We start from the raw sequence: 25,066 nt of genomic DNA, 5'->3' as shown, positions 1-25,066 counted from the left end.
AGAAATGGCAAATGGATACATCAATGATTATAAGTTCGGCAATTGCAGTGGTTGGAACATTAATTATAGCATTTGCAGTCAGTGTATGGCTTCCAGGTATTGAAAGAAAGTTCGTTCAAGCAAGAATTCAACAGAGAGTAGGCCCTCCCATCTCAAGTCCGGGGCTCATGGCTCCAATCAAATTTTTCTTTAAAGAGGCCATAACTCCAAACTCCCCAATGCCCAGATTGTACAATGCAATTCCTTTAATCAGCTTAATTATAGTAACAGCCATATTATTAATCATAATGCCTCAAATGTACTTCTTAGGAGGATTAGCAAGTATTATAGCAGTTGTAGGATTGCTAAAAGTTGAAGAGATCACATACATGTTTATGGGTTCACTTTCCAAATCAGTATTATCAGTAAACATGCCTTTCCCAGACCATGCAAAAGGAGCTAAACACGTGGATGCAACACGTTCATTTATTGAAGAACTGAGTACCCTGCGTGCATTTAGACTTATAGCTTTCGGGTCATTCCCACTTTATATAGCGCTTTTCGTGCCTGTTGCAATGTCTAAAAGCATATACCTCAGCAATATAATTGCATTTCAGCAGTTAAATGGTCCAGTACTCTTTACTGTAGCTGGTGCCATAGGTGCTGTCGTCTATTTCATTGGTTCCATGATATTACTCAACGAATACCCATTTGCCATAATGAAAACCAAAGCAGATGTTATAGAAGGGCCAATGCTCGAGTACATGTCAAAATACAGGGCATACACTTATATCACAAAGGGTTTATTGATATTCGTACTTGCAAGCTTATTTGCAACCATGTTTATCGGAATACCACCAAACCTGTTCAGCCCAGGAATACTGGTAACACTTGCAACAGCAATAATATTCCCAATTTTGATTGCATCAATGAGTGCATTCTCCCCAGTATTCACATTCAAACAGTTTTACCCCGTTGTAGCTGTTACTTCCATATTAGGGGCAGTAGCTATTGCTGCATCTTTCCTGTAAAAAAATTAAGTTAATATCCAGAAAAATTAGATCATGAGGACAGTAATATGAAATTCGTAGTAAGACCTCTCCATATCATAAGTGTTGGAGGATACATCGTTGAAGTCGATTTTCCATATAGGAACATCATCGTTGTAAACCCAACAGAAGAGCCTATAAAAATCGATATCCCTGTATTTTCTATAGAATGGATCGATGAGCAACGAAAATTAGGACTAGAAATTATCCCTACAAAGGATGATGATTCATTTTTAAAAGCATTTAAAAAAGCTAAGGCCAAACTGGATATATTAAAAGCCGAAGCTTAATTTTATTTAATTTAACGCTCCTGCCCGAATGTTGTGTAAATAATATCACTTCATTTTCGTGTGTCTGGTTAAGTAAATTGTATTTTTTTAAGATAAATCCCATATAATCAATTAAAACTACAATTTAACATAAAAGTATAACTCATGCACAGGATCAGGGACATGAGCGTTAAAAATTAATTACCTTCTTTTTTCAATATTTCCCCAGCAATATCATCAGCCTGCTTTAAAACATCTTTTTTACGGCCAACATCCCCTTTATTCAGCACGCCACATGCTCGAATCAGATAATTTTTACTGAATCCTTTCTTTTCAAAAAAATAGGCATATCTAATGAAAATATCCTTGAACATATTTTCATCAGGATGTCCCTGAGCCAGTACCATGACCAGACACTTTCCAGGTTCTAACCGGCTGGAATTAGGATTAGTTATAAAATCAGGGACGTTGAAAGAGTAGGTTCTATCAATAAACCCTTTAGCCTGAGAAGTAAGTTCCCCATAATAAACACCCGACGCTAAAACTAAAACATCTGATTCTCTAACAGATTCAAGGACTTCCTGAAGGTCATCATTCATAATACATTTTTCTGCATCAGTAAGGCATTTTCTGCACCCCTGACACCCCCTATAATTAAGTTGATTAAGGTTAAATGTGTTTATTTCGTTTTCAGAATTTTCAAAATTTTTCAAAAAGTAATCTGCAAGCAGTGAACTGTTTCCTTTTACCCTGGGACTTCCTTTAATACATGTAATTTTCATTTATTTAACCTCTAACCATTTAAATATAAAAATTATTCATTATTACCCCCTGCAAATCTAGCTCCCATCTCAAAAGCTTTCTTACAGTCTTCTGGAAACACTTCTTTTCGCCTTTTTGCCTTTCTCTTCTCATCAAAACGGGTCGCAAGTACCTTGGAATAGTCCCTGAACTGATATGTATCATAGCTGAAGAGTGATTCTGCCTCGCCGAATATCAACCTGAGATAATTTTCATTGGTATTGAATAGTGTAGTATACCCATATTCTTCTATTTGTTCTTCAGCAATGTTCATTGTGTAAATAAATGCAGAATGAATCTTTTTTGGGAAAAGAGACTGTATAGGCTCAGTGTATGTTAAGTATGGAAATACCAAACGTTCTATTAATAACCTCATTTCACCTGTGACCGTTCCCAGATAAATGGGAGAACCCAAAATTATTGCATCAAAATCTTCAATTCTTTCTAAAATAGGGGTCAGGTCATCTTTAACTGCACATTTACCATAACTTTTACTGCCATTAGTTTTACAGGAAAAACAGCTCTTACACCCCTTAAAATTTAAATCATAAAGATGGACTATTTCAGTTTCAGCTCCCTGAGACTCAGCCCCTTCAAGAACTTTTTCAAGCAGTGTGGCAGTATTCCACTTCTTCCTTGGACTACCATTAAACGCTATGATCTTCATATATTATTCCTCCTCTCGTCTTTTTTTAGTTTTTATCTGCCCAGGGCACTTATCTACATTTTCAAACCACTGACAGCTTTTACATCTCAAACAAGGATCATAATCTGGATCTACTATCGATTCAGACATAAAATTTTCATCAGCTAAAAACGGTCTGCCGTAGGCTACAAAATCGCACCAATCCTTTTCAAGAAGATATTTTCCCCTATTCATTGTTCTTATATTGTTAACAGCGATAACTGGAATATTTACATGCTTTTTGACTTGGCAGCCCGTATAAACAACTTCATTGTAATTAAAATCTCCAGGTATCTCAAGCTTTCTATCCCCCGGAATTCCAGAAGAAACATGCAACATATCTATTCCCATATCTTCAATTACCTTGGCAGTTTTTATATCTAAATTTAAATTATCATTCCATCCCATCCTGTAGGATATAATAAAATCATCACCGGCAAACTCTTTTATACCGTCGACAATCTCTTTCAATAGAAGCAATCGTCCATTTATATTTCCACCATATTCATCTTCACGTTTATTGGACTGTGGTGATGCCATCATATTCAAGAAAAATGTGTGCGCCCCGTGCATTTCAATTCCATCAAGCCCTGCATCTTTACACACTTTTGCCCCGTTGATAAACTCATCTCGTATTTTACCAAGATCTTCTTTTGTTAATTGATTTACATCCTTTGAATTATCATCATAATAACTAAATCCAGGATAAGCAAGCTGTGCAAAAAATCTTGTACCTTTTTGGAGGCATGCTTCTTTAATCCTGCCCAAATATGCCACATGCGAATCAGAATAGGCACCTGCACCTCCTCTTACCATATTTTCAGAAGATACAGAAAGAGCCTGGCTAATCATAAGGCCCATGCCATTATTTGCTCTTTTTAAGTAATGATCCACCAGTTTTGGCCCCATTACACCATTTTTAGATGTCAGCCCAAATATTACCATAGGGGCCATTACAACCCTGTTTTTGAAATCTACATTTTTTACTTTAATTGAACCCATAATATCTGCCATATTATACTCCCTTTAAAATAAAACTAATAGCCTAACCATCTAACCTTTTGTTTTAGCTCTGCATCTAATCGGGGGTGTGGCTCTGGAACTTCATCAGGATATCCCAAAGGTGTTACTGCAACGATCTCTTTGTCAGGAGAAATATCCAAGATACGACGTAAGTTATTCTCATCATGGAGAGGCCCTGTCATCCAGCATGTGCCCAATCCAAGATTAGTAGCTGCGAGTACCAAATTTTCCATGGCAGCGCTTGTACTTTCAAGATTCGCTTTCATCACATTAGGCTTTTCACTTGTTCTAGTGAGCACTACTACAACTACAGGAGCTCCACCATAATGGGCTGCAAACTTTACAAACTCTTCATCGAAAGTTTCTTCTGATTCATACCTCATTTTTTCTACAACAGCCTTGAAACTATTACCCATAGGTTTAAGCAGCTCTCCCGATACAACTATAAATTCCCACGGCTGCCAGTTCATTGCTGACGGTGCCCAATTAGCAGCTTCCAGTATCTTCAAAATATCTTCTTTATCCACTGGTTGGGCCTTATATTTTCGAACAGATCTCCTGTTTTTAACTAAATCAAAAAATTCCATATTAAGTTACTCCTTGATTTTAACTAAATTCGACATTTGGGTTTATATAACGTCCCCGTTTTTTTGTGGCATCGCCGTATTGGATAGCTCTTGCAGGGCAACGATTAATACAGGCACTGCAGTGACTGCATTTTTCAGTTACCCATTCTGGCTTTCCAGACGAAAGCTGAATTGTCCCAGAAGGACATATCTCTTCACATAAGCCGCAGCTGGTACAGGCATCAGTGACATAAAATTTTTTAGTCTTACGGTAAGTTCCATACAATTTATATGCAATCGGCGACAATAGGGCGAAATAACCGCGATTGGAGACAAAATTACCTTTTTTATTAACTTCCAAAAACCCAACTATTTTTTCTATTTGTTTTTCTGCGTCTTGAAGGGTTAAATCCTGTTTTTCCTTATCTGGTACATCATACATTATAACATAATTGCTGGGCATCTTAATAGAAAAAGCACTGTTTAACTGGAGATTCTTCTGTTTAAGCTTATCTGCAATCATTTTATCTGCATGCCCAATGGATCCCCCGCATGTGATAACTGTATAAATAAAAGGATCGGTATCACTTTCTATTGTCAGGCTGTCCATAAATTCAGCTACAATAGTGGGCAGTCCATAAAAATAAACTGGAAATACTATCCCTACCTTTTCACCCTCAGATAATTTATATTTAACACGTTTTTCATTTAATGCACCAGCCATATCAATGAGTTCCCCTCCATCAGATTCATACAGTCTTTGGGCAGCATATAGTGAGTTTCCAGTGCCTGAAAAATAAAAAATCATAGAATTTCCTCCATATCCAGATTCCTTCTTTAAATCATCTAATCAATTTAAATGAAATTAGTTTCATATCATCCTGTTATAATTTATGATTTTTATGGGCATAAATAAATTTATTTTATATAATTTCTGTTGAAAACAAAAACAGTGAATTATTTTATATAATTCCTGACATCTTTATTCCTTTCAGGGGCTTTGTTGTTAGAAGAACCCTTATAACCTAGACAGACAGCATAATAAGGCTCATAGTTTTCAGGCAGGTTAAATTTTGCAACATTTTCAGGGCCCTCAAAGAAAAATTTAACAAGACCGATCCAGCATGAACCAATACCCATGCTTTCTGCAGCAATTAACATGTTTTGAATAGCTGCACAGCAGTCAACAAGTGGAGATATTGCATCTTTTTTTCCAGAAACCACTACTACAGTTGGGGCATTGTAAAAAAGATGTAAATGCTCGGATTTTGCCATATTAACCATCCAGTCAACTGATGATTCTGCCATTAACTTTTTAGATTCTGCACTCATTTCATCAATTAGTTCTTTATTCTGTATAACCGTGAAGTGCCATGGCTGATCGTTATGTCCCGTTGGAGCATATATGGCCGCTTCGAGTATCATATCAAGTTCTTCATCCTTAATCTGTTCTGGAAGGTATTTTCTAATACTTCTTCTACTTTTAATAGTTTCTAAAACATTATTCAATTTATCACTACCTTAATTTTAGTTACTATATTCATTAATCTGCATTTAATCCCATATAAAACATTTTTATTTTAAAATAATAATTATTAAGTGATTAAATTTCATTTAAAGGTTTTAAAATCAATTTTTAAATAAAGATAATTTCAACATGAACTCTCTATCCATTTCGCATCCAGAATTTCACCTGTAAAACTGGTACATAATCCCATTTCAGTTGCATTAACAAGTTTACATTCTAAAGCTAAGGGAAACTCCTTGACATATGGGGCATCTACAAGTTCACTTTTAACAGGAGTTAATCCGCTTGCGGTAAATTTATCTTCATGTTTTCCACATTCTATTTTTAAATCATCTATTTTATCAATATAAATCTGAGAGGGGATATTTACAGTAAAAGCTTCTTTATATAAAATATTTTTATGCGTACTGGTAGTTTCTTTTATAGAAATTGAAATATGCTGAGGATCAGAACATGACATCTCCCTTAATATAGCATTTATGGCATTTGGCTTGCCTTCTTCATCATAAGTTCCAATTATAAAAATTGGAGTTGCGTATCTACTTCTTTTCATATTATCATCACCATAAAATTAAGATTTAACCCTAAAAACTCTGTGATTCGAGAATTTTAGGATTTGTAGTGTACAAGATAATAATTGAGCAGCATACTGAATGGTTTACCTCCCTTTTTCATTATTCTGCATCAATCATTTCACCGTATTCTATTTCTAGCTGGCATCCTTTAGGGCCGCAGCACCAGTGTGGTAAATCAAATTCTACTAGCACAATTTCACCTCCTTTTCTTTTTATGTAGTATTGGTTATCCGATAGATAGTATTTATAATTATCGGTTATGCGATAATTATAAAATTTTTATAAAAATATATTTTAAGAAGGTTAAATGGAATTGCTCCTATGGTTTAAAAACAAGGTCACAAGTATATTGAAACTTAAAATTCAATACACGTACAATAAAAATTATACTTAGTTAATAGACACCTCAATATATTGAACCATTTAAAGATCTGTAAACACTTTTTTTGCCACAGCAATACCATTTAATGATGCAGGAAATCCAGCATAGATATTCATAAGCACTATGGTTTCAATTATTTCTTCTTTTGTTAATCCAACATTTAATCCTGCACCAATATGAAAAGCAAGCTGAGATTCAGCCGTGCCCATAGCAGTAAGTGCTGCAATCGTTGCAATTTGCCTCATTTTAATATCTAAATTTTTTCTGCTGTAAATATCCCCATAACCATACGCAACGATATATTCAACCATATCTGGAGCAATATCATCCAGGTTATCCTTTAATATCTGCACCTGATCACTTTTTAACTTAAACAATTCGTCAGATCCAGTAGAAAATCTATCTCCACTTTTATCATTCTTAACAGGAGTTAAAGTTATGTTTCGATCCTTTACAACTTCCTTCAGCACATTAACTGCATTTAATGAGCTTGGAAACCCGCTGTAACTTGACATCTGTATTATAACCTCTATAATTTCATCTACAGAACAACCCACATTTAACGCACCATTAATATGGACTTTTAATTGAGGTGCAGCATTTCCCATTGCAGTTAAGGCTGCTACAACTGCAATTTCTTTTTGCCTCAAATCAGTGCCATCTCTAGAATAAATATCTCCAAACCCATATTCAATAATATATTTACCCAAATCAGGAACAATATCTTTTAAACTTTCTAATACTACTTCTCCTGCTTCTCCATCCACTTCTTTTAATTTTAACCATCCTTTTTCGTATCGATCCATTATATTATGCTCCAAATGTTCTAATGTTATTAAAATACTCCATGCTACCACTTATAATTATCGGTTACCCAATATCGAATATACGATAAATAGAAAAAATTATTTAATTGAACACCAAATATACCAGCATGAAATGCTGTGAAATGAAAGGCTATTTAACATACCTTATACTATGGATTATAGGTAAAAATAGCATGAACGGGGCCGAAATCGGCAGAGAATTGGAAAAACGGAGAGGCACAAAACCAAGTCCCGGCACTATATATCCTGCACTTAAGGAATTGAAAAAAAAAGGCCTGATTGAAATTGATGAAAATAAAAATTATTCTTTAACTCCAGAAGGTAAAAAAGAGTTAAAATCATCCTGTAAGTTTTTCTGCAATATATTTTATGATATAAATGAAATGTCTGATTTTTGTGAATAGATCTAAAAATTTAAAGAATATACTTACTTAAGGAGATTATTTCAATAGGATCTAAACTTAAACCAAAATAAAAAAAAATCAGAATATGCTTCTTGAGAGAGTGTTTTACCCTCAACTAATAGGATGAACATTCAGCTCTATTAAAATCCTTTCCCTTTCTTTTTTAAGTTCTTCCACTAACTTCTCATCACAATCTTCTTTTTTCTCTAAATATGCAAGTGTCATTGTTATAGCTTCCAGATACGCTTCGTTTGGATTTACAGACATATAAAAACCCCTTTAATATTATATTAAATTTTAAAACAAGATTATATAGTTAATTGAATTATTTAAAAATTACTAACAGACAAATTGAATAGATCTGCAACGAAAGAATTTACATATTTTAAATTTATATCTAAAACGAATTAATCTGTTATTTATTATATTTACTCTCCGCTTCCTCTTTTAGAGCATGATTCATCATTTCAAAACCAGATTCTGTATTTTTTAGTGTTCCAGAGAAAAATGGAACAAACAAGCCGCTGAACCTTTCTTTTTGTATAAATAACACTTTATTTTCACTTATTTCATTAATAACTAAACTATGCTCACCGTCAAACAGTTTTGGAATCCAAAAATTCCCCAACCACCTTAATTCTTTTTCTGGATCATAAGTTAATATTTTAGGCCTGAATTTCATCCCATTTGAATTAGGAGGGATTATAAAAACCTCAATTTGCGCCCCTTCCTGCAGTTTTCCAGATATTTTCCGGATAAATGGGTTCCATCTCGAAAAATCATCGAAGTCTGTGAGAATACTCCAGACAACACTTGCAGGAGCGTTTATTTCGATCTCCGTATAGATCTCCTTCATAACATATAATATGATTGTTATTAATCAAATAATTTGCTGACAATAAAAAAAGAATTTAAATTTAATTTTCTAACTCTTTGGCTCCATGTCCCTCATCATGAAAAATGCAAATTTCATGATTAATGGTGCAAATATCTTTTTTAAAGGACTTACACTAGTATCATAAAAAAATTCGCCCTTATCTTTATAAAATTCAAGATCTGCTGGAAGATATCCCAATTTAGAAGTTTCCTTTAAGAATCTAAAGTGCATGTACTGCATAAAGTTTGGCGGCTGCCTTCCTTCCTGAAGTTTCTGGTAAAACTCTTCAGCTGCATTGTTTATGTTTTTCTCATTCTTTTTCTGAAGAGCATCAGACTGAGGCCACGGTGGTGTTATCACTCTAAGCTCAACGGGAGTTCCAAATCCCCAGATTTGAAGCTTTTTAAGGTAGTCAATGGTCTCTTTTAACCCTCCACCTGCACTGGTGGCTAAAACCATGAGTTTTTGATCAAAAAAACGGGGCCTGTGGAAAACAAATGAAAATCTATCAATGAAGTTCTTCATAAGCCCGCTTACATTCTCACAGTATACAGGGGAAGCGAGTATCACACCATCTGCTGCAGCAATTTTATTTTCAATTTCTACCCGACTATCATTTATAGGACATAAATCCTCACCTTTCCTAACACAGTTAAAACATCCGCTGCACATCTTTAAATCTACATCTTTTAAAAATAAATATTCAAATTCAATGTTGCCCAACTGTTTCATTCTTTCTTCGACTTCTCGAGTAACCTTATAAGTGTTCCCCTTCTTTTTAGGGCTCCCCATTACTGCTAGTACCCTCGGAAACCGTGTTTCCGGGGCCTCAAAATCTTTGATTTTAAAGGTTTTCATTTAACCGCCTTCCATTCTATAATTATTTTACAATGTTATTTCATTTTCCCATATTCTTCAGATATTTTTCCTGCTACTTTAAGTGCCATAGCTGAAGCAAGTAATATTGTAGGTAAACCCTGCGAACGAGGTGCCAGTGATAAATCAGCTACCCATAAACCTTCTGGCAGCCCGGAAGGCTTCATAGAATATACATCATCTTTAGTAAGCGGTACTGTACCACCCAGATGTCCGCCATTATGCACACCGTTAACATAGGGACCCGAAACACCTACACATTCCATAATTTTTTTAGCTTCTCCAATCGCATCATCAAGACGAGTATAATCCTCTTTTTTTATGGTTTTCTGCACTTTTCCATCTGCAAAAACCGCCCCCTCTTCTATATCTGCAAGTTTTACCATTACGCCAACTCTATCTTCTATAGATACATTTCTCCATGGTTTATGGAACCAGTGGGAAAGAATATCTAAATAAGGAGAGAGAATATAACCTTCATGCTTTGTATGCCATGCCATAGGTGGTTCTTTAATTTGATTTGCTCCTTTAAGAACTCCGCCCAATGTAAGGACTATATCAACCCATAAATTATCTTTAGCATGCAGGCCCGAGGCTTTTAATATCTGCGCCGTTCCAATTCCACCTGCAGCTAAAACTACAATATCTGATTTAATAGTCTTCGATCCCACCATAACTCCCCTAGTCTGGCCTTTTTCTATTATAACTTTTTCAACCGGCGATGAAGTGTATAATTTAGCACCGGCGTCAATTGCATCATTTAAAAACCTTCGAGAATCCCACCGCGCGCCGGTAGTACACCCAAGCTCACACAATCCGCATGATACACACTTAACTGAATCAACAGCTTTAGGAGTTACCTTTGGTTCCAATCCAAGTTTTTGAGCGGCTTCAAACATCTTTTCTGTTACAGACTGCCACCTTTTTCTGGGAAATTCAGTTACGCCAATATCTTTTTCAATTTTTTCAAATTCAGGACTAAGATCTAAGCCTATTTCTTTTAAACCGCGGTCTGCACGCACTATGTTACCGCACGAAAGTACAGTAGAACCACCCATGGTCATACCCCTGACAAGTACAAGATCATCCGATGAACGCATAGTGTCCATAGGTGGAAACATTCTAGTGATTGTTTTTTCATTTCCTAAAAGGCCGGTTCTCCTAAGAGGGCCTGCTACCTGTAAAAGCCGTCTGAAAGGTTTAAATTCTTTTCCTGCTTCCAGAATTATTACTTCAAATCCAGCATTCACTAATTCACGCGCCGCTGTCGCCCCTCCAGCTCCAGTTCCTACCACTATTGCCCTCATATTTTTACCTCATTTATACAAGCTATACACTCAGGTGCTCCTTCAGTAATTCTTTCTTTAAATCGCATGCCCATATTTTTATTTAAACCGCACACTACCCCTTCATCTGCAGCACTTAAAATCATGCAGGACTCAGGAGAATAATATTTAGATAAAGAACATCTATTTACAATCATGAACATGTTTCCTTCTTTATTTTCTATTTTAAACTCTATTCCAAGTATTTTGTAAAGTATTCCTGCTGCAAGTTCAAGATCCTTAAAATTATCTCCTACTCCAAGTTTTCGGCGGGCATCTTGCCCTAATTTAAAACCAACTTCAAACATGGATTTTCTTCCAATTTTAACGGCTTTTTCATATCCTAACTCTTGAATTAATATTTTAACACGTTTATTATGTGCCATAGCCATTGAAGATCTTCTCTGCTCAAGTTTTCCCTTTAAAATTTCATGGTTTTTAATTAATGTTTCCATTTTTGAAGGTACATACTGCTTTAAAAGATCATCGAGTCCATCTATTGTATTCCTAGCTACATTGTCCAGTTCTCTCTTTAAAATGAAATCTGGAAGCCAAATTGAGGCAAGTTTTAGCCGAACACTCATGAATCCACCTCAATACTGCCAAAGTGTAATATACTGTCCGTTTTAGTTCCAGATCCATAAATAAAGTTAATAATATCTTCATAACGCTTTGAAATAGATTTTCTTTTAAGTTTAAGGTTTGCAGTTAAATCAGTGCCTATTGAAAGATCATCCTTTAAAATAACCCATTTTTTAATCTCTTCTGGGCGGGAAAGTCGGGTATTTATTTCACCGATAGTTTTATCAATCCATTTAAGATTTGAGTCTTCTTCAACCCATAAAAAAGCGCTGCAGTAAGGCTTTCCGTCACCAATTACCATGGCCTCTTCGATCCCAGATATATTTTTAAGCATCACTTCTATTTTGAGGGGGCTTATTGTTTTCCCATAAGAATTAACTAGGACCTCCTTTCTACGGCCGGTAATTACAAGGCTGTCTTCAGGGGTTTCATATCCCAGATCACCAGTATGGAGCCATCCATCCTCTAAAGAATCTGAATCATCTTTAAAATAACCTGACATTACCTGCGGCCCGTTTATCAGTATTTCACCTTCTCCATCTATTTTAATATAGGTATCAGGGAGAGGTTCACCTACTGTCCCTATCCTATTTTTTCCAATTCTATTAATGGTTATAAGCGGCGCTTCGGTTAATCCATAGGCATTATGAACTTCAATACCAAGTTCATGATAGTATTTGAGTAATTCATCACTTACAGGTGCAGAACCAACGATTAATTGAGCACACCTGTCCAGACCTGCCTTTTTAAGAATTTCCCTCTTAATTAATTTTCCCAGAACTGTCTTCACGATTCCAGAGGAACTAATGTAAATTTGCCCTATTCTGGATTCCAATACATTGCACCATACCTTCTCATAGAAACGCGGCACTGAAAAGAATACATTGGGCCTCACCTCCTGAAGAGATTCTTCAAGATCATGAAAATTTTCCAGAAAATAAAGGTTTAAAGATGCAGGAGCATAATAAGGAGCGTAAGTTCCCATAATTCCTTCCACCACATGGTTCATTGGAAGAAACGAAAGGTAAGATATTTCAGAGGTTCTATCCTTCCAAGGAGGCATAGAAGCTATGAATTCTGCCATCCAACGGAGGTTCCCATGAGTAAACATAACTCCCCTAGGTTTTCCAGTTGTTCCAGAAGTATAACGTATAGTGGCAGTGTCATCAAAGTTTAAAGGCGTATCAATCACTTTATTTACTTCCTCTCCTTTTTTAAGGAATTCTTCCCATGAAATAACCTCCAAATCCCTATCAACACTTTGTTTGCATAGTGAAACAACTGAAATGTGAGCATCAAATTCATTTAAATCATTTAAAATTTGAGGAATGCCTGCAAAAAGAATTTTTGCACTGCTATCGTCCAATATCTCCCTAATCTCATTTAAAGGGCTCGTATAATAAATAGGTACGCTCACTGCGCCCACAATACCAATTGCAATATCTAATATGAGATACTTTGTACTGTTATAACCAATTACTGCTACTTTATCTCCCTTGTTAACTCCCATGCTCTGAAGGGCCTTTGAAGCAGATATTATGTTTTGATAAATGTCAGTTGAACTTGATTCTTTAATTTCACCTTTAACGATGTCGTAATATTTAACAGGCATGCTGCTCCTTTGAAGTCTAAATAAAGCCTGTTCGTGAACTGTACGATCAGATCTATGTAAGAAACCATGATAAACAGCGAATTCAATGAGTTTAGGTAAGAAATTCTGCCATTTATATCTATATGGCCCTATTATTTCCTCAGTATTATCTCCCAAGTATTCCCTATTTTCATTAAAATAAGGAGAAAGAGTATTTACTGTTTCAAGTAATTTACCTGTTCCTTTTCCAAACAAATAGCCATGAGATGAGATTTTTTGGAGTAATGAAACATTTAATGGCATGTAAATTGGAGTATTAAGTTTAATATCAATATTCTCCTCGCTCCATTCCCTTACAAATTCAATAAGTTCTTCAAGGGTAGGGAGCGATTCAACAGGTGCAGTTAAGTGAAAAGTCTTATTTACAGCCTTCCCCTCAAAAGTAAGCTTTACAATTGAATCTGCAACGTAATCTACAGGCACTAAATTTATTTTCATTGATCTGGAAACAGGGATTATTTTTAATTTTCCGCTTAAATAAAGCCGGAGAGGCACATATACCGTATTAAATGTTTTAATGTATCCTGTAGAAGAATCACCTACAATCATGCTTGGACGGAAGATAGATACATCAAATCCAGATTTTCTCACAAGGACCTCACTTTCAAACTTGGTCTTTTCATAATCACTTAAAAACCCATATTTTGAGGTCAAAGAATCCTCAGAGACAACGCCTTTTTTCCCACCTGCAACATAAGCTGTAGATACATGAGAAAATCTTTCTAATCCATGGTCTTCATGAGCTAACTGGGCCAATTTCAGCATATTTTCAGTTCCCTGCACGTTGATTTTCTGGAGTTCCTCAAGGGAAGATTTTAATTTCCAGTCTGCAGCAGTGTGAATTATATGGGTAACCGTTTGAATCAGGTTTTTATATTCCTGCTTTTCTATTCCCAATTCATTTCTGGTAATATCTCCATTTAATACATGAATTCTATTACCTAATTCATCTAAAAGTTCTGGAAATTCCCACCATGCTCTAGAAAGCCTGTTTGTAGCATGTTGTTTATCATTGCCCCGTATTAAAGCTATAATTTTATAGTTATAACTCCTGAGAAGTCTTAGGGCAGCTTGAGTACCTAAAAATCCATTTGCCCCTGTTAAAAGTATAACTTTATTCATGTTTTCACCTTCCACCCTCTCTCTTGGAGAAAAACCTTAAGAATTTCCGGATTTTTACGAGCACGGTCAATGTGCTGAATAAATCCATCTTTCAGTAGTTTCTGTTGTGCTTCAGGATTCTCAAGCAGTTCATTAACTTTTTCCTCTAATTTATACCAGATTTCAGATGACATGTAATCTAATAAATAATTTTCTAACTCCAATTCTTTATAAAATCCCCTAAGACGAGTGTCATGCCCTATAGCTATCTGAGGAACCTGAGCTTCAAGCGATAAGACACCTGCATGATAACGAGAAGTTACAAGAAGTTCAAGACTTCGGAGGATACTTGTCATTGTAGATGCATTGTACTTTCTTGATGAAAATATTTTTACCATTTCAGGCTTCTTCATTTTGTTCTTTATACATACAGCCAGCGGTTCATCCAGTTCTTCCATACAAATTAATGCTACCCTTTTATCATATTTTTCAATTATACGGTCCGCTTCTTCAGCCCATTTAAGAGCTAATCGTTCGCTTCCATCAACTCTCGATTTTGAACGTGAATAATAGTAAGGCCATTTATACAGGTTTTCCTTTTTGCCCCATGGCCGCATCACCACCGGCCACAAATAAAAATCAATTGGTGCCAGACCCACCACTCCAGAATCTGATTCTGGCCATATTTCCTTTAAAATTTCATCATCATCTTTTTCAGTTTTGAATGTAAATGCACAATCGGCCGTTGTCCTGATAGGAGCTTTAACCCCTATTTTTTGGAGTTCCTGGGCTGCAGATTCAGTCCTAGTTAAAATCAGATCAGTTTTGCTGGCTTCTCGTTTAACTAACCACCTGTTAAAAGAAGATAAATGACCTGCATCCACTGCATATGCAATACTTGGCTTTTTAAAATCTTTTGCACATTTAGTGGCCCATAAAAAAGCCCATAAAAGTGCTGAAGTCCAGGTATCCATGTAGCAGCTTCCCTCAACTAGCAAAAGAACATCATGTTCTTTAACCAGTTTTCTTATATCAAAAAAGAAAATCGAAGATATTGGAGCAACCTTCAAAAACTTGTCTTCTTTAAGGTAACGTTCTAAGTTTTCTTTATTTAATGTTGGAACAGTAATAAGGGCTTCATTACCCAGAATTGCCCTTATATCTTCTATTATAGCAAGTAACCTTGCTTCAGATCCCGTGTTATTGGCACCGTTGTATCCAAGTAAAAGGACTTTAATATTTTTCTTCATGATAAATTCCTGATATCGTTATTTTTAAAATTGTTCAACAAATATAAATAGGTTAACATAAACTCGTAGCATAGTTGCACTAATAAATGATTAAACTTTTATAGCTTTCAAAAGGAATTTTGTATGGTTATTCATCTTCTCTAAAGCTAGATCCATAAATGAATCAAAGTCTTCATCATATTTTAAGACAAAATACTCAAAGAAGAGATATATTGCAAATGAAAAATATTCATATGCCAGTGTTCTAGGATTAACTGGTTTTATAAGTCCTTTTTCTATCATTTTAGTGAAAGTGGCTTCCCAAATATTTATTGGCCCTTCTAAAAGTTCTTTTTTGTAGAAATTCCTTATTTTTTCGTTATGATACATCTCAACAGAAACTAAACGCCATATTTTTTCCATTTTAGGAGTATTAACCTGTTCTATATACATTCTGGCCCCCACTTCAAAAAACACTTCAGGACCTTGATCCATTAATAATTCCCCCACTTCTTCAGGTGGGCCGCTCTGCTGAAGTTCAGACATAAAATAATCAATGATAGCATCCAGTATTGCCTCTTTATTTCGATAATGGTTGTATATTGAACTTTCCCTTATCCCAACTTCTCTTGCAATTTCACGAACTGAAACCCCGTCAAAACCTTTTTGTGAGAAAAGATCGAGGGATACATCAAATATTTTTTCTTTAGTTGATTTTTTTTCAGTTTTTGAGTCAGTAGCTTGATTTTTCATGATAATCCCATTCCATTTAACTAACGTTCGTTAGCTTCTTGAATATACTTGTATATTCTACTATATAAAACTAACGAACGAACGTTAGTACATCACAGTTGAACCCCTAAAAAATGAATAAATAGAGGCAAATTAACTTAAAAATGAACAATACCATTATATTTCCATATTTTTAAGTTTAAATATTTCCATATAGAAAAATAAGGTTTTAAATATGCGAAATATGCAAAATAAACTGAATAAATCTCTTTAAATTATTTAAATATCCTCAATTTTAGGGATTTACCAGATTGTCAGTGGAAACATATTTACATAAAAAGATACATAATAGTAATCAGGTAGTTTTTTTTAATATTTTAAATATACCTCATTAAAACTGTAAAATTTGAAAATTGATTCTAAAATTGATTATTGACACGAAAATAGGAAAAAATCAATGGGGACATATTCATCTAAAATAAGTTTAGGAGGGAACTAAATAATGGATATAAACCAATTAAGTAGTAAAAGGAATGATATATTAAACGAATTAAAAGCATATGAGGAACTCCAACTAGGATTAGAACAAATAAGCAAATATAATAGGGAAAATCATACAAATGATCGATTAAAAGTGTATACTACTGCCTACGAACCACATCTTGAAGAAATAACCGAATTAAGTGTTGCAGAAAAGATTGAAAAATTAACCAACAATCTGTTAACATTATCCGAAAAAATTAACACTTTAAAGATGAATTCCAAATAATCTAACCTGATTTATGTTTAGGGGAACAGATTGTAAATTCTTCATCTTTTAATTCAACTGAATAGTTAGCCAAATGCTGTTTTTGCCCCGTTTCAGTCATTACCAGATATACTTCCACCCCTTCATCATTGATTATCATCTTATTATAACAGGGACGTGTATCACCACGTAATTCCAGTAGTTGCGGTTCCAGAATTCAAAACTACCATATTCTCCATTATCCCGGTATTAAGAACATGCTTATGTACATTTAAAACAAAATTTACTTTATAATCCACTAATTCTTGTATAAGATCGCCTGAATCTAATAAAATATTTCTTTCACGTCTGCAAAATTTTTTATTTTACCGGCCCGAAAATCCCTCAAAATCTCTGATTTTGGGGCAGAAAAAATCTTAGATTTTTTCATGCTTTGATTTTCGACGGATGTTAAAAATCTCTGATTTTTAATGTGGAAAAATTTTTTAAAATTTTTCCAACTTTGAAAATGCAGTATACCCACATTACGAGCATCATGATTTCCAGGGATTGAATGGACTTCTGAAGTGGCTTTGAATTCGTCTACAAATACTGCAGCGCCATTATATTCATTTTCATGACCATGATCTGTTGCATCCCTGCAAAAATTATAAAATCCGGGTTTTCATATTGTATTTGTAATATTAAACTTGATTTAAGCTCCTTGGAGAAAGTAAGAGCCCCAAAATGCACATCAGATATCTGTATAATTTTTTTCTCCACAATCATCCCCTTAATATTAATACATTTATTGTATAAAATAGTATATTTTTATATAGAATTTAATCATTGAAATATTTATAATATTATAAATAAGAACTAAATTCAGCATATTTACTGAATATCATAATTACAAAAATAGATTATTAATTACAATATGCATTATTTTTCCTGTTATGCCCATAAAAAATAAGGAATTACTGTAGATATACTGCTTTCAAATAAGGCAAAGTTATACTTTTTCCATTTGATAATTTGTAAGTAACTGTTCCTCCACCTTCTCCCTAAGCTGTAATGTTATCTCCTTCTGTAAAATGAGTTTTTTCAACGTAAGAAATGGATATTTCTTCGATATAATTCCCAGTTTGAGGTGTATTGAGCAAAATATGAGTAGTTCCATCAAAATAATTTTCTGTTATATCAACTATTGTACCATTTACTTTAATTTTTTGGCGGTAAAAAGAATTCGGATTCTTAAAAAACTGTTGAAGATCAGGTTGTGTGCATGAAGCCATATAAGAAGGTGCATCTACTTGTGAAATTGGTTTTAAGTAGACAAAATTGTAATCTGCAGTCCCTACAGCCCATATACATCCCATAATTATAATTAAAATCAAAACAGGCTTATATTTTCTTATATTCATATTTTCCAATTGTAATTTAGTGTAATTTAAATTTTATTATTTAAATATTGTTAATTTTAGAAAGTTCAAAGTACATTATATTTACAGGACAATATTCATCCAAAAATACCAATAAAGAGATAAAGCCAACATTTTAATAGTAGATTAGTTTATTATCCATTGAATTATATTTTAAAATAGATAAAAATGAGAAGAAGTGATAAAGAAATAAAAGATAAAAACTGTATAGAATGGATATTAAAAAATGCATCAGTATGCCGAATTGCCATTTGTGACAATGAAACCCCATATATCGTGCCTATGAACTTTGGATTTGAAGAAAATGATCTTTATCTCCATTCAGCGAGTGAAGGGTTAAAAATTGACATGATAAGAAAAAATAACAGAATTTGCTTTGAAGCAGACATTGAAACAGAAATTGTAACTGCAGATAATGCCTGCAGCTGGGGAATGAAATATTACAGTGTAATTGGTTTTGGAAAAGCTCATTTTATAGAAGATAAGGACAAAAAAATAAACGCATTAGATGTCATAATGCAAAAATACAGTAATAAACCAAATGAAACATTTGAATATTCAAAACCATCACTTGATAAAACCACTGTAATTAAAGTGGAAATTGAGAGTTTAACAGGAAAAAAATCAGGATATTAAAAGTGATTAGATGAGAATACTTGCAATTCTAGCCCATCCAACAGAAAGAAGCTTTAATCATGCAATCGCAGGTACTGCTGTATCCAAATTGCGTAAAAATGGCCATGAAGTAACATACCATGATCTGTACGCTGAAAAATTTGATCCATTACTTTCAGGTGAAGAAATCCCTAAAGATGCAGAATTAGATCCTCAAATTGAAAAGCACTGCAAAGAAATTAAAGAAGCAGATGGCATAATTATCATACATCCCAATTGGTGGGGACAGCCTCCAGCTATTTTAAAAGGTTACATAGATCGAATAATACGTGCAGGGATGGCTTATGAATTTTTAGAGGGCGATAATGGAGAAGGAGTCCCAAATGGCCTGTTAAAAGCTGAAACTGCCATTGTATTTAACACATCCAATACACCAGAAAAAAGAGAACTGGAGGTATTTGGCGATCCACTTGAAGCAATCTGGAAAAATTGTATCTTTGGCTTATGTGGTGTGAAAAATTTTTACAGAAAAATGTATGGAGTCATTGTTACAAGCAGCATGAATGAACGGCAGTTATGGCTTGAAGATGTTGAAAAAACTGTTGATAAATATTTCCCACCAAAAAAATGAAAATTATATCAATTATGAGGAATTAAAATGGCAGAACTACCCGAAATTATGGTTTTAAGCAGTCAGATGAATAATGAACTGAAATCCAAAGAAATTAAATCAGTTGACGTAATACAAGAGAAATGCCTGAATATGGACGTTGGCAGTTTTAAAGAGAGAATAACTGGTAAAACTATTAAAAACGTATACAATAAAGGAAAATGGATCTTTTTTGAACTTACAGATAGCTACCATCTTTTATTGAACCTTGGAATGGGATCAGACGTCCTATATCATAATCTTGATGAATGTTCCGCAGAAGAATACCAGTGCCGCTTTAATTTTACAGATAATTCAGGGTTTACATGCAAGTTCTGGTGGTTTGGACATATAGATCTGGTCTCAGATAAGGAACTTTCAGAACATAAAGCAACCAAAGATATAGCTATTTCCCCGTTAGATCCTAATTTTACTCTTGATTACTTTAAAAAAGTCTGCAGTGGTCGGGCCATGATTAAAAATGTAATTTTAAATCAGAAGAAAGTTGGGGGAATCGGAAATGTTTACATTCATGATATTCTTTTTAAATCAAAACTTCATCCCAAAAAAACAACCAACTCTTTAGAACCATCACAAATCAATGATCTATTCCAAATTATGGTAGAAAATCTTAAATATTCACTTGATAAAAAAGGGCTGGCATATGAAAAAGATTTTTACGGGAAAAATGGAGAATTCAGTAAAGATTACTTTTTAGTAGCATATAAAGAAGGAGAAAAATGTCCCGATTGCAGCAAAATCATTGAAAAAATAAAAACAGGAAGTACGTCTTCTTATATCTGCCCCGAGTGCCAGAAATTATAGAAATTTAGTGATGACTAAAGAGAACATGGGTAATTTATTAACTTATAAATGATAGAGTTCAATATTAATTGAAAAATTACACTTTTTACATTTAAAAAAATTAGTTTAAAATTCAGTATTTTAGTGAACAAGATGATTATTAACCTATAAAATTTATATAATCAGTTAAATAGATTTAATCATGTTTAAAACAAGATTATAACTAATAATTTAATTATTCATTACAAATTCATTATTATTATGTGATTCAAATGGAAAAGATTGCAATTACAATAAAATCTGTAAATAAACCCGGTGTTTTGAGGGACATTACAGATTTAATGGCAAAATGCGGGATAAATATTATATATACTCATCTTTTTGTAGAAAAAGACGGATCTGCTTCAGTATATATGGAACTAGAAGACGTTAAGAACAGGGAAGAACTTAAAAAGAATATTTTGAAGTTTGAAGCCGTTGATCACATTGAAATTCATCCTTCATTAACTGAAATATACGGAAAAAGAATCATAATAATTGGGGGAGGAGCCCAGGTTGCTCAGGTTGCCCAAGGAGCCATAACCGAAGCAGATCGGCATAATATAAGGGGTGAGCGCATTAGTATCGATACAATACCGCTTGTAGGAGAAGAAGAGCTTGCAGATGCAGTATATGCGGCAGGAAGACTTCCAAGGGTAGAAGCACTGGTTCTTGCAGGATCACTTATGGGTGGTAAAATTTCAGATGCAGTTGCAGAAATTAAAGAAGATCACGGCGTGATTGTAATAAGCCTTAATATGCCTGGAAGTGTTGCAAAAAATGCGGATTTAGTGGTAACAGACCCTGTTCAAGCAGGCGTTATGGCAGTTATGGCTGTTGCAGATACTGCAGTTTTTAATATAAAAAGAGTTAAAGGAAAAAAATTTTAATTTTAAATAACTAGCTCATCTCTATTGCTCTAATCAGTATACTTGCAGCGTTTTTAAGGTCTGGATCTTTTATATCTCCACTTTCTCTTATTTGAAGCGCCAATTTAAGAACTTTACTCACATCATCAGGTTTAAGATTTTCAGCCATTTCAAGATAGGTTTGATCCCTTTCTTCTACGTTAATTTTCTCTTTATCTATCAGTTCCAGCATGACTTTACATGCGCCCATTATATCTCCACTTCCAGCACTTTCTTGGCATTTTTTCACAAGTTCAGCAGATTTTGAATCCATCTTTTATCACCAATTATATATATTGTGTTATAATTGGATTTATAGATGTTTATTACTTAAAATGAATTAAATAATATTAATAAAGAATTTTATTCCACGATAATGATTATAAAAAGTTAATTTAGTAAATAAAAGAAAAAATAATAGCGTAATAAGTTATATCCACAAATAAAATATAAATAGGTTTATTTCAATCTATTAAAACATTTCTATTGCTCTTATTAATCTCGCTGCTGCATTTTTTACATCAGTATCAGTTATATCTCCACTGTCCCTTACTATAAATGCAATTCTAAGAACTTGAGGCACGTCTTCCTTCTTAATATTTTGAGCCATCTGAATATATGACTCTCCAGGCTCGTCTTTGAGCACCACATTCCCCCGATCCATTTCTTCTAAAAGGACCTGACATGCGCCCATTGTGCTTGTATCTACTTCGTTATCTTCACATTTTTTTATTAAGCTTTTAGCATTTTCATCAAGAGGTACCTGTTTCATATTATCACCTTTTAATTTAAAATAAATATACAGTTAATTCAGCCAGAGACTAAAAAATAGAGTTAAAACTGCTCTATGGCTCTAATTAACCTGTTTGCAGCAATTTTCATCTCAGGACTCACATTTGGTCGTTCTTTGATTTTGAATGCCATTTTAAGTACTTTTGGTACATCTTCAGGTGCAATACTTTGAGCCATTTGAATGTATGATTCATCCGGTTTGTCCTCACCTAAGTCTATCTTTCCCCTATCCATTTCTTCAAGAAGGACAGTGCAAGCACCCATAACGCTCGTATCTACTTCCTTATCTTCACATTTTTTTATCAGTTTTAATGCATTTTCATCCAGTTCCATATTACCACCACTATTCTATTTGATCCTCAAATGATTTAAATTTAATACTTATTACATAAATCATATTATTATTTAAAGCATTAAAACCTGATTAATACTTTATCCAAAATTCTAAATACAACAAAAAACAAAACTCATATTGAAAAAATGATTCTAGCAATTTAAATAAATATTAAAACATTTTATATCTTTATTATCGGATAAAAATGATATATAACTTAGCAAAATCCCTACCTCTTACTATACTATAAAATTTACGTATAAAATAATATTGGAGGTAATTAAATGAAAAAATACCGCTGTTTGGCATGTGAATATGTATATGACCCTGAAAAAGGAGATCCTGATAATGGAATAGGCCCCGGAACTTCTTTTGAAGACTTACCAGATGATTGGATATGTCCAGTATGCGGGGTGGGAAAGGATCAGTTTGAAGCAATGGAAGAAGAAAAAGAGAAAGAAGTTAAGAAAGAAGAACATGAAATGTTCTGCTATCAGTGCTCCCAAACAGCGAGAGGGACCGGCTGCACCATACAGGGAGTGTGTGGAAAAAGTGCTACGGCTGCAAGGCTTCAAGATAACTTGTTATTTGCAATTAAAGGAATATCTGCCTATCTTTATCATGCAAGAGAACTTGGATACACAGATCCAGAAGTAGATGCATTCATGGAACGAGGTTTCTACTCGACTCTTACCAATGTTAATATCGATGTTCCAGAATTAATAAATTTAGCTCTTGAAGCAGGGAAAATGAATATTAAAACAATGCGGCTTTTAAAAACCGCATTAATCGAAACTTATGGAGAACCAACCCCGGTCCAGGTTAGTACTGGAACAAAAAAAGGTCAGGGAATAGTTGCAACCGGTCACAACCTCAAAGCGTTGGAAGAAGTTCTAAAACAAACCGAAGGAACCGGAATAAATGTTTATACCCATTCTGAACTTCTTCCAGCGCATGGATACCCCAAATTGAGAAAGTACAGCCACCTAGCAGGTCAGCTTGGTAAATCCTGGTTTGACCAGCGGGAGATATTTTCAAAGTACCCTGTTGCAATCCTTGGAACATCAAACTGCGTGCTGCCCCCACGGGACGATTATAGAAACAGGATGTTTACCACAGGGGTCGCAAGATTAACCGGCGTGCAACATATTGACGGTTACGATTTCTCGCCACTTATTGAAAAAGCTAAATTATTACCTGAACTCCCAGAAGAACCGGGTGACACCATTTATTCAACTGGATTTGGAGCCTCAACAGTCCTTTCACTTGCACCAAAGATTAAAGAACTTGTAGAAGCAGGAAAAATAAGGAGGTTCTTCCTGGTTGGAGGATGTGATGCTCCGCTTGCAAAATCACCATATTATACTGAATTTGTCCAGAAATTACCTGAAGACACAGTTGTTTTAACCCTTGCGTGCGGTAAATTCAGAATGAACCAGCTGCCTCTCGGAGATATTGAAGGAATTCCACGTTTAATAGATATAGGGCAATGTAATGATGCAATAGTGGGTATTGACATTGTAACTGCACTTTCAGATCTTTTCGGGCTGGAAATAAACGAGCTTCCACTTACCATTGTTTTAAGCTGGATGGAACAGAAAGCAGCTGCGATCCTGTGGAGTTTACTGTACCTTGGAATTAAAGGAATTTATCTGGGCCCAATAGCTCCAGCATGGGTAAACGAGGATATCATGGACTTCCTGGTTGAAAATTACGATATTAAGCCAATTAGTACTCCTGAAAAAGATATTAAAGAAATTTTAGGGTAATTAAACCCTTTCCTATTTTACATTATAATTTGTTCTATTCAATACGAAAAATATTTTTATTACCTGTTTTAATAGTTAATAAGGTGATTTAAATGACAGATGATCCCAACATTGACAAGGAGTTTGAAGCCCAGTTAAAAGGCAAAATGGGCTGGAAATGTGCCTGTTCTCTAGATATTGTTAATAATGAATCCACCCTCAGATCTGTTACATGTAAAAAATGTGGTAAAACCTTTAAAACTAATAGAGATACAGAATTTTGCTTTAAATGTGCAAAATAAAATTTTTAATTAAATTTTAGGTGAAAAAATGGCAAAGGTAGAACTGGAAAGGATGATGTGTATATCCTGTGGAAACTGTATTGATATATGTCCTGACTTCTTTGAATTTGCTGGAGATGGGCTTTCCCATTTAAAAGCACTAGAAAATACAGAAGAAACTGAAGAAATAGAAGTTGAAGACCCAGCTTGCTGCACACAAGCAGAAGAGCTCTGCCCAGTAAGTATCATACATGTTTATGATTAAG

At 34.3% G+C, this 25,066-nt stretch carries 33 protein-coding genes; 11 read left to right on the top strand and 22 right to left on the bottom strand.

The window, feature by feature from the left end:
- The first annotated feature begins 11 nt into the window (after positions 1-11).
- Positions 12-1,010, top strand: a complete 999-nt coding sequence (locus tag AAGU07_RS11190) for an NADH-quinone oxidoreductase subunit H (RefSeq protein ID WP_342459160.1) — start codon at positions 12-14, stop codon at positions 1,008-1,010.
- Between the two features lie 47 nt (positions 1,011-1,057).
- Entirely contained in the window at positions 1,058-1,318 is a 261-nt protein-coding gene (gene ehbP, locus AAGU07_RS11185) for an energy-converting hydrogenase B subunit EhbP (protein WP_069584998.1), read from the top strand.
- Between the two features lie 176 nt (positions 1,319-1,494).
- Here ehbP and AAGU07_RS11180 read toward each other — a convergent pair whose 3' ends face one another.
- The 8 genes from AAGU07_RS11180 to AAGU07_RS11145 all read right to left on the bottom strand — a co-directional run bounded on the left by AAGU07_RS11180 (position 1,495) and on the right by AAGU07_RS11145 (position 7,663).
- Positions 1,495-2,079 carry a flavodoxin family protein gene (locus AAGU07_RS11180; RefSeq protein WP_342459159.1) on the bottom strand — a complete coding sequence of 195 codons (585 nt, stop codon included), beginning with the start codon at positions 2,077-2,079 and terminating at the stop codon, positions 1,495-1,497.
- A gap of 32 nt (positions 2,080-2,111) precedes the next feature.
- A complete protein-coding gene (locus AAGU07_RS11175) occupies positions 2,112-2,765 on the bottom strand; it encodes a flavodoxin family protein (protein ID WP_342459158.1) in 654 nt (217 codons plus the stop codon).
- Between the two features lie 3 nt (positions 2,766-2,768).
- On the bottom strand, positions 2,769-3,797 hold the full coding sequence (locus AAGU07_RS11170; protein ID WP_342459157.1) for a tRNA-dihydrouridine synthase: 1,029 nt from the start codon (positions 3,795-3,797) through the stop codon (positions 2,769-2,771).
- Between the two features lie 23 nt (positions 3,798-3,820).
- Positions 3,821-4,393, bottom strand: coding sequence for a nitroreductase family protein (locus AAGU07_RS11165; protein WP_342459156.1), 573 nt, complete (start codon positions 4,391-4,393; stop codon positions 3,821-3,823).
- 19 nt (positions 4,394-4,412) lie between these two features.
- Entirely contained in the window at positions 4,413-5,180 is a 768-nt protein-coding gene (locus AAGU07_RS11160; RefSeq protein ID WP_342459155.1) for an EFR1 family ferrodoxin, read from the bottom strand.
- Positions 5,181-5,329: 149 nt separating this feature from the next.
- Positions 5,330-5,881 carry a nitroreductase family protein gene (locus AAGU07_RS11155; RefSeq protein WP_342459154.1) on the bottom strand — a complete coding sequence of 184 codons (552 nt, stop codon included), beginning with the start codon at positions 5,879-5,881 and terminating at the stop codon, positions 5,330-5,332.
- A gap of 143 nt (positions 5,882-6,024) precedes the next feature.
- Positions 6,025-6,453: a flavin reductase family protein gene (locus AAGU07_RS11150; RefSeq protein WP_342459153.1), complete on the bottom strand. Its 429-nt coding sequence runs from the start codon at positions 6,451-6,453 to the stop codon at positions 6,025-6,027.
- Positions 6,454-6,898: 445 nt separating this feature from the next.
- Positions 6,899-7,663, bottom strand: a complete 765-nt coding sequence (locus AAGU07_RS11145; protein WP_342459152.1) for a carboxymuconolactone decarboxylase family protein — start codon at positions 7,661-7,663, stop codon at positions 6,899-6,901.
- 128 nt (positions 7,664-7,791) lie between these two features.
- Between AAGU07_RS11145 and AAGU07_RS11140 the strand changes: the two genes are divergently transcribed.
- Entirely contained in the window at positions 7,792-8,088 is a 297-nt protein-coding gene (locus AAGU07_RS11140; RefSeq protein ID WP_342459151.1) for a PadR family transcriptional regulator, read from the top strand.
- A 111-nt stretch (positions 8,089-8,199) separates the two neighbouring features.
- Here the strand turns inward: AAGU07_RS11140 and AAGU07_RS11135 are convergent, their stop codons facing one another.
- The 8 genes from AAGU07_RS11135 to AAGU07_RS11100 form a co-directional block, all read right to left on the bottom strand.
- A complete protein-coding gene (locus tag AAGU07_RS11135) occupies positions 8,200-8,355 on the bottom strand; it encodes a hypothetical protein (protein WP_342459150.1) in 156 nt (51 codons plus the stop codon).
- Between the two features lie 148 nt (positions 8,356-8,503).
- Positions 8,504-8,944, bottom strand: coding sequence for an SRPBCC domain-containing protein (locus tag AAGU07_RS11130; RefSeq protein ID WP_342459149.1), 441 nt, complete (start codon positions 8,942-8,944; stop codon positions 8,504-8,506).
- Between the two features lie 69 nt (positions 8,945-9,013).
- Positions 9,014-9,823: a flavodoxin family protein gene (locus AAGU07_RS11125; RefSeq protein WP_342459148.1), complete on the bottom strand. Its 810-nt coding sequence runs from the start codon at positions 9,821-9,823 to the stop codon at positions 9,014-9,016.
- Positions 9,824-9,858: 35 nt separating this feature from the next.
- Entirely contained in the window at positions 9,859-11,148 is a 1,290-nt protein-coding gene (locus AAGU07_RS11120; RefSeq protein ID WP_342459147.1) for a GMC family oxidoreductase N-terminal domain-containing protein, read from the bottom strand.
- Entirely contained in the window at positions 11,145-11,750 is a 606-nt protein-coding gene (locus tag AAGU07_RS11115; protein ID WP_342459146.1) for an L-2-amino-thiazoline-4-carboxylic acid hydrolase, read from the bottom strand. Before AAGU07_RS11115 ends, AAGU07_RS11120 begins: the two co-directional genes overlap by 4 nt.
- Positions 11,747-14,521: an AMP-binding protein gene (locus AAGU07_RS11110; protein ID WP_342459145.1), complete on the bottom strand. Its 2,775-nt coding sequence runs from the start codon at positions 14,519-14,521 to the stop codon at positions 11,747-11,749. Before AAGU07_RS11110 ends, AAGU07_RS11115 begins: the two co-directional genes overlap by 4 nt.
- A complete protein-coding gene (locus AAGU07_RS11105; protein ID WP_342459144.1) occupies positions 14,518-15,750 on the bottom strand; it encodes a polysaccharide pyruvyl transferase family protein in 1,233 nt (410 codons plus the stop codon). Before AAGU07_RS11105 ends, AAGU07_RS11110 begins: the two co-directional genes overlap by 4 nt.
- A gap of 90 nt (positions 15,751-15,840) precedes the next feature.
- Positions 15,841-16,482 carry a TetR/AcrR family transcriptional regulator gene (locus AAGU07_RS11100; RefSeq protein ID WP_342459143.1) on the bottom strand — a complete coding sequence of 214 codons (642 nt, stop codon included), beginning with the start codon at positions 16,480-16,482 and terminating at the stop codon, positions 15,841-15,843.
- A gap of 481 nt (positions 16,483-16,963) precedes the next feature.
- On the opposite strand from AAGU07_RS11100, the gene AAGU07_RS11095 reads away from it, so the two are divergent.
- A complete protein-coding gene (locus tag AAGU07_RS11095) occupies positions 16,964-17,230 on the top strand; it encodes a hypothetical protein (RefSeq protein WP_342459142.1) in 267 nt (88 codons plus the stop codon).
- Between the two features lies 1 nt (position 17,231).
- Here the strand turns inward: AAGU07_RS11095 and AAGU07_RS11090 are convergent, their stop codons facing one another.
- The 3 genes from AAGU07_RS11090 to AAGU07_RS11080 all read right to left on the bottom strand — a co-directional run bounded on the left by AAGU07_RS11090 (position 17,232) and on the right by AAGU07_RS11080 (position 18,612).
- The gene (locus AAGU07_RS11090; RefSeq protein ID WP_342459141.1) at positions 17,232-17,369 is read right to left on the bottom strand and encodes a hypothetical protein; all 138 of its coding nucleotides are present in this window, start codon (positions 17,367-17,369) and stop codon (positions 17,232-17,234) included.
- Between the two features lie 422 nt (positions 17,370-17,791).
- A complete protein-coding gene (locus AAGU07_RS11085; RefSeq protein ID WP_342459140.1) occupies positions 17,792-17,971 on the bottom strand; it encodes a metallophosphoesterase in 180 nt (59 codons plus the stop codon).
- Between the two features lie 281 nt (positions 17,972-18,252).
- A complete protein-coding gene (locus AAGU07_RS11080; RefSeq protein WP_342459139.1) occupies positions 18,253-18,612 on the bottom strand; it encodes a hypothetical protein in 360 nt (119 codons plus the stop codon).
- Between the two features lie 186 nt (positions 18,613-18,798).
- Between AAGU07_RS11080 and AAGU07_RS11075 the strand changes: the two genes are divergently transcribed.
- The 4 genes from AAGU07_RS11075 to AAGU07_RS11060 all read left to right on the top strand — a co-directional run bounded on the left by AAGU07_RS11075 (position 18,799) and on the right by AAGU07_RS11060 (position 21,627).
- On the top strand, positions 18,799-19,266 hold the full coding sequence (locus AAGU07_RS11075; RefSeq protein ID WP_342459138.1) for a pyridoxamine 5'-phosphate oxidase family protein: 468 nt from the start codon (positions 18,799-18,801) through the stop codon (positions 19,264-19,266).
- 10 nt (positions 19,267-19,276) lie between these two features.
- Positions 19,277-19,876, top strand: a complete 600-nt coding sequence (locus AAGU07_RS11070; protein ID WP_342459137.1) for an NAD(P)H-dependent oxidoreductase — start codon at positions 19,277-19,279, stop codon at positions 19,874-19,876.
- A 27-nt stretch (positions 19,877-19,903) separates the two neighbouring features.
- Positions 19,904-20,719, top strand: a complete 816-nt coding sequence (locus AAGU07_RS11065) for a DNA-formamidopyrimidine glycosylase family protein (RefSeq protein WP_342459136.1) — start codon at positions 19,904-19,906, stop codon at positions 20,717-20,719.
- A gap of 251 nt (positions 20,720-20,970) precedes the next feature.
- Positions 20,971-21,627: a DUF5612 domain-containing protein gene (locus tag AAGU07_RS11060; RefSeq protein ID WP_342459135.1), complete on the top strand. Its 657-nt coding sequence runs from the start codon at positions 20,971-20,973 to the stop codon at positions 21,625-21,627.
- A 10-nt stretch (positions 21,628-21,637) separates the two neighbouring features.
- Here the strand turns inward: AAGU07_RS11060 and AAGU07_RS11055 are convergent, their stop codons facing one another.
- The 3 genes from AAGU07_RS11055 to AAGU07_RS11045 all read right to left on the bottom strand — a co-directional run bounded on the left by AAGU07_RS11055 (position 21,638) and on the right by AAGU07_RS11045 (position 22,770).
- Positions 21,638-21,919, bottom strand: a complete 282-nt coding sequence (locus AAGU07_RS11055) for a hypothetical protein (protein ID WP_342459134.1) — start codon at positions 21,917-21,919, stop codon at positions 21,638-21,640.
- Between the two features lie 198 nt (positions 21,920-22,117).
- A complete protein-coding gene (locus AAGU07_RS11050; protein WP_342459133.1) occupies positions 22,118-22,417 on the bottom strand; it encodes a hypothetical protein in 300 nt (99 codons plus the stop codon).
- Positions 22,418-22,479: 62 nt separating this feature from the next.
- A complete protein-coding gene (locus AAGU07_RS11045) occupies positions 22,480-22,770 on the bottom strand; it encodes a hypothetical protein (protein WP_342459132.1) in 291 nt (96 codons plus the stop codon).
- A 285-nt stretch (positions 22,771-23,055) separates the two neighbouring features.
- Between AAGU07_RS11045 and hcp the strand changes: the two genes are divergently transcribed.
- The 3 genes from hcp to AAGU07_RS11030 all read left to right on the top strand — a co-directional run bounded on the left by hcp (position 23,056) and on the right by AAGU07_RS11030 (position 25,065).
- Entirely contained in the window at positions 23,056-24,540 is a 1,485-nt protein-coding gene (hcp, locus tag AAGU07_RS11040; protein WP_342459131.1) for a hydroxylamine reductase, read from the top strand.
- Positions 24,541-24,632: 92 nt separating this feature from the next.
- Complete coding sequence (locus AAGU07_RS11035; protein WP_342459130.1) at positions 24,633-24,821, top strand: hypothetical protein; 189 nt, start codon at positions 24,633-24,635, stop codon at positions 24,819-24,821.
- 28 nt (positions 24,822-24,849) lie between these two features.
- Positions 24,850-25,065 carry a ferredoxin gene (locus tag AAGU07_RS11030; RefSeq protein WP_342459129.1) on the top strand — a complete coding sequence of 72 codons (216 nt, stop codon included), beginning with the start codon at positions 24,850-24,852 and terminating at the stop codon, positions 25,063-25,065.
- Position 25,066 lies beyond the last annotated feature (1 nt).

The sequence above is a fragment of the Methanobacterium sp. genome (assembly GCF_038562635.1).
Classification (GTDB): domain Archaea; phylum Methanobacteriota; class Methanobacteria; order Methanobacteriales; family Methanobacteriaceae; genus Methanobacterium_D.
Note: the sequence above shows the minus strand (reverse complement) of the source record. Positions and strands in the feature narration are given on the sequence as shown.

Excerpts from the sequence above, each read along its gene's own strand:
- AAGU07_RS11190 (WP_342459160.1), top strand. The coding sequence starts at position 12 with ATGGATACATCAATGATTATAAGTTCGGCAATTGCAGTGGTTGGAACA.
- ehbP (WP_069584998.1), top strand. The coding sequence starts at position 1,058 with ATGAAATTCGTAGTAAGACCTCTCCATATCATAAGTGTTGGAGGATAC.
- AAGU07_RS11180 (WP_342459159.1), bottom strand. The coding sequence starts at position 2,079 with ATGAAAATTACATGTATTAAAGGAAGTCCCAGGGTAAAAGGAAACAGT.
- AAGU07_RS11175 (WP_342459158.1), bottom strand. The coding sequence starts at position 2,765 with ATGAAGATCATAGCGTTTAATGGTAGTCCAAGGAAGAAGTGGAATACT.
- AAGU07_RS11170 (WP_342459157.1), bottom strand. The coding sequence starts at position 3,797 with ATGGCAGATATTATGGGTTCAATTAAAGTAAAAAATGTAGATTTCAAA.
- AAGU07_RS11165 (WP_342459156.1), bottom strand. The coding sequence starts at position 4,393 with ATGGAATTTTTTGATTTAGTTAAAAACAGGAGATCTGTTCGAAAATAT.
- AAGU07_RS11160 (WP_342459155.1), bottom strand. The coding sequence starts at position 5,180 with ATGATTTTTTATTTTTCAGGCACTGGAAACTCACTATATGCTGCCCAA.
- AAGU07_RS11150 (WP_342459153.1), bottom strand. The coding sequence starts at position 6,453 with ATGAAAAGAAGTAGATACGCAACTCCAATTTTTATAATTGGAACTTAT.
- AAGU07_RS11145 (WP_342459152.1), bottom strand. The coding sequence starts at position 7,663 with ATGGATCGATACGAAAAAGGATGGTTAAAATTAAAAGAAGTGGATGGA.
- AAGU07_RS11140 (WP_342459151.1), top strand. The coding sequence starts at position 7,792 with ATGAAATGCTGTGAAATGAAAGGCTATTTAACATACCTTATACTATGG.
- AAGU07_RS11135 (WP_342459150.1), bottom strand. The coding sequence starts at position 8,355 with ATGTCTGTAAATCCAAACGAAGCGTATCTGGAAGCTATAACAATGACA.
- AAGU07_RS11130 (WP_342459149.1), bottom strand. The coding sequence starts at position 8,944 with ATGAAGGAGATCTATACGGAGATCGAAATAAACGCTCCTGCAAGTGTT.
- AAGU07_RS11125 (WP_342459148.1), bottom strand. The coding sequence starts at position 9,823 with ATGAAAACCTTTAAAATCAAAGATTTTGAGGCCCCGGAAACACGGTTT.
- AAGU07_RS11120 (WP_342459147.1), bottom strand. The coding sequence starts at position 11,148 with ATGAGGGCAATAGTGGTAGGAACTGGAGCTGGAGGGGCGACAGCGGCG.
- AAGU07_RS11115 (WP_342459146.1), bottom strand. The coding sequence starts at position 11,750 with ATGAGTGTTCGGCTAAAACTTGCCTCAATTTGGCTTCCAGATTTCATT.
- AAGU07_RS11110 (WP_342459145.1), bottom strand. The coding sequence starts at position 14,521 with ATGAATAAAGTTATACTTTTAACAGGGGCAAATGGATTTTTAGGTACT.
- AAGU07_RS11105 (WP_342459144.1), bottom strand. The coding sequence starts at position 15,750 with ATGAAGAAAAATATTAAAGTCCTTTTACTTGGATACAACGGTGCCAAT.
- AAGU07_RS11100 (WP_342459143.1), bottom strand. The coding sequence starts at position 16,482 with ATGAAAAATCAAGCTACTGACTCAAAAACTGAAAAAAAATCAACTAAA.
- AAGU07_RS11095 (WP_342459142.1), top strand. The coding sequence starts at position 16,964 with ATGGATATAAACCAATTAAGTAGTAAAAGGAATGATATATTAAACGAA.
- AAGU07_RS11090 (WP_342459141.1), bottom strand. The coding sequence starts at position 17,369 with ATGATAATCAATGATGAAGGGGTGGAAGTATATCTGGTAATGACTGAA.
- AAGU07_RS11080 (WP_342459139.1), bottom strand. The coding sequence starts at position 18,612 with ATGAATATAAGAAAATATAAGCCTGTTTTGATTTTAATTATAATTATG.
- AAGU07_RS11075 (WP_342459138.1), top strand. The coding sequence starts at position 18,799 with ATGAGAAGAAGTGATAAAGAAATAAAAGATAAAAACTGTATAGAATGG.
- AAGU07_RS11070 (WP_342459137.1), top strand. The coding sequence starts at position 19,277 with ATGAGAATACTTGCAATTCTAGCCCATCCAACAGAAAGAAGCTTTAAT.
- AAGU07_RS11065 (WP_342459136.1), top strand. The coding sequence starts at position 19,904 with ATGGCAGAACTACCCGAAATTATGGTTTTAAGCAGTCAGATGAATAAT.
- AAGU07_RS11060 (WP_342459135.1), top strand. The coding sequence starts at position 20,971 with ATGGAAAAGATTGCAATTACAATAAAATCTGTAAATAAACCCGGTGTT.
- AAGU07_RS11055 (WP_342459134.1), bottom strand. The coding sequence starts at position 21,919 with ATGGATTCAAAATCTGCTGAACTTGTGAAAAAATGCCAAGAAAGTGCT.
- AAGU07_RS11050 (WP_342459133.1), bottom strand. The coding sequence starts at position 22,417 with ATGAAACAGGTACCTCTTGATGAAAATGCTAAAAGCTTAATAAAAAAA.
- AAGU07_RS11045 (WP_342459132.1), bottom strand. The coding sequence starts at position 22,770 with ATGGAACTGGATGAAAATGCATTAAAACTGATAAAAAAATGTGAAGAT.
- hcp (WP_342459131.1), top strand. The coding sequence starts at position 23,056 with ATGAAAAAATACCGCTGTTTGGCATGTGAATATGTATATGACCCTGAA.
- AAGU07_RS11035 (WP_342459130.1), top strand. The coding sequence starts at position 24,633 with ATGACAGATGATCCCAACATTGACAAGGAGTTTGAAGCCCAGTTAAAA.
- AAGU07_RS11030 (WP_342459129.1), top strand. The coding sequence starts at position 24,850 with ATGGCAAAGGTAGAACTGGAAAGGATGATGTGTATATCCTGTGGAAAC.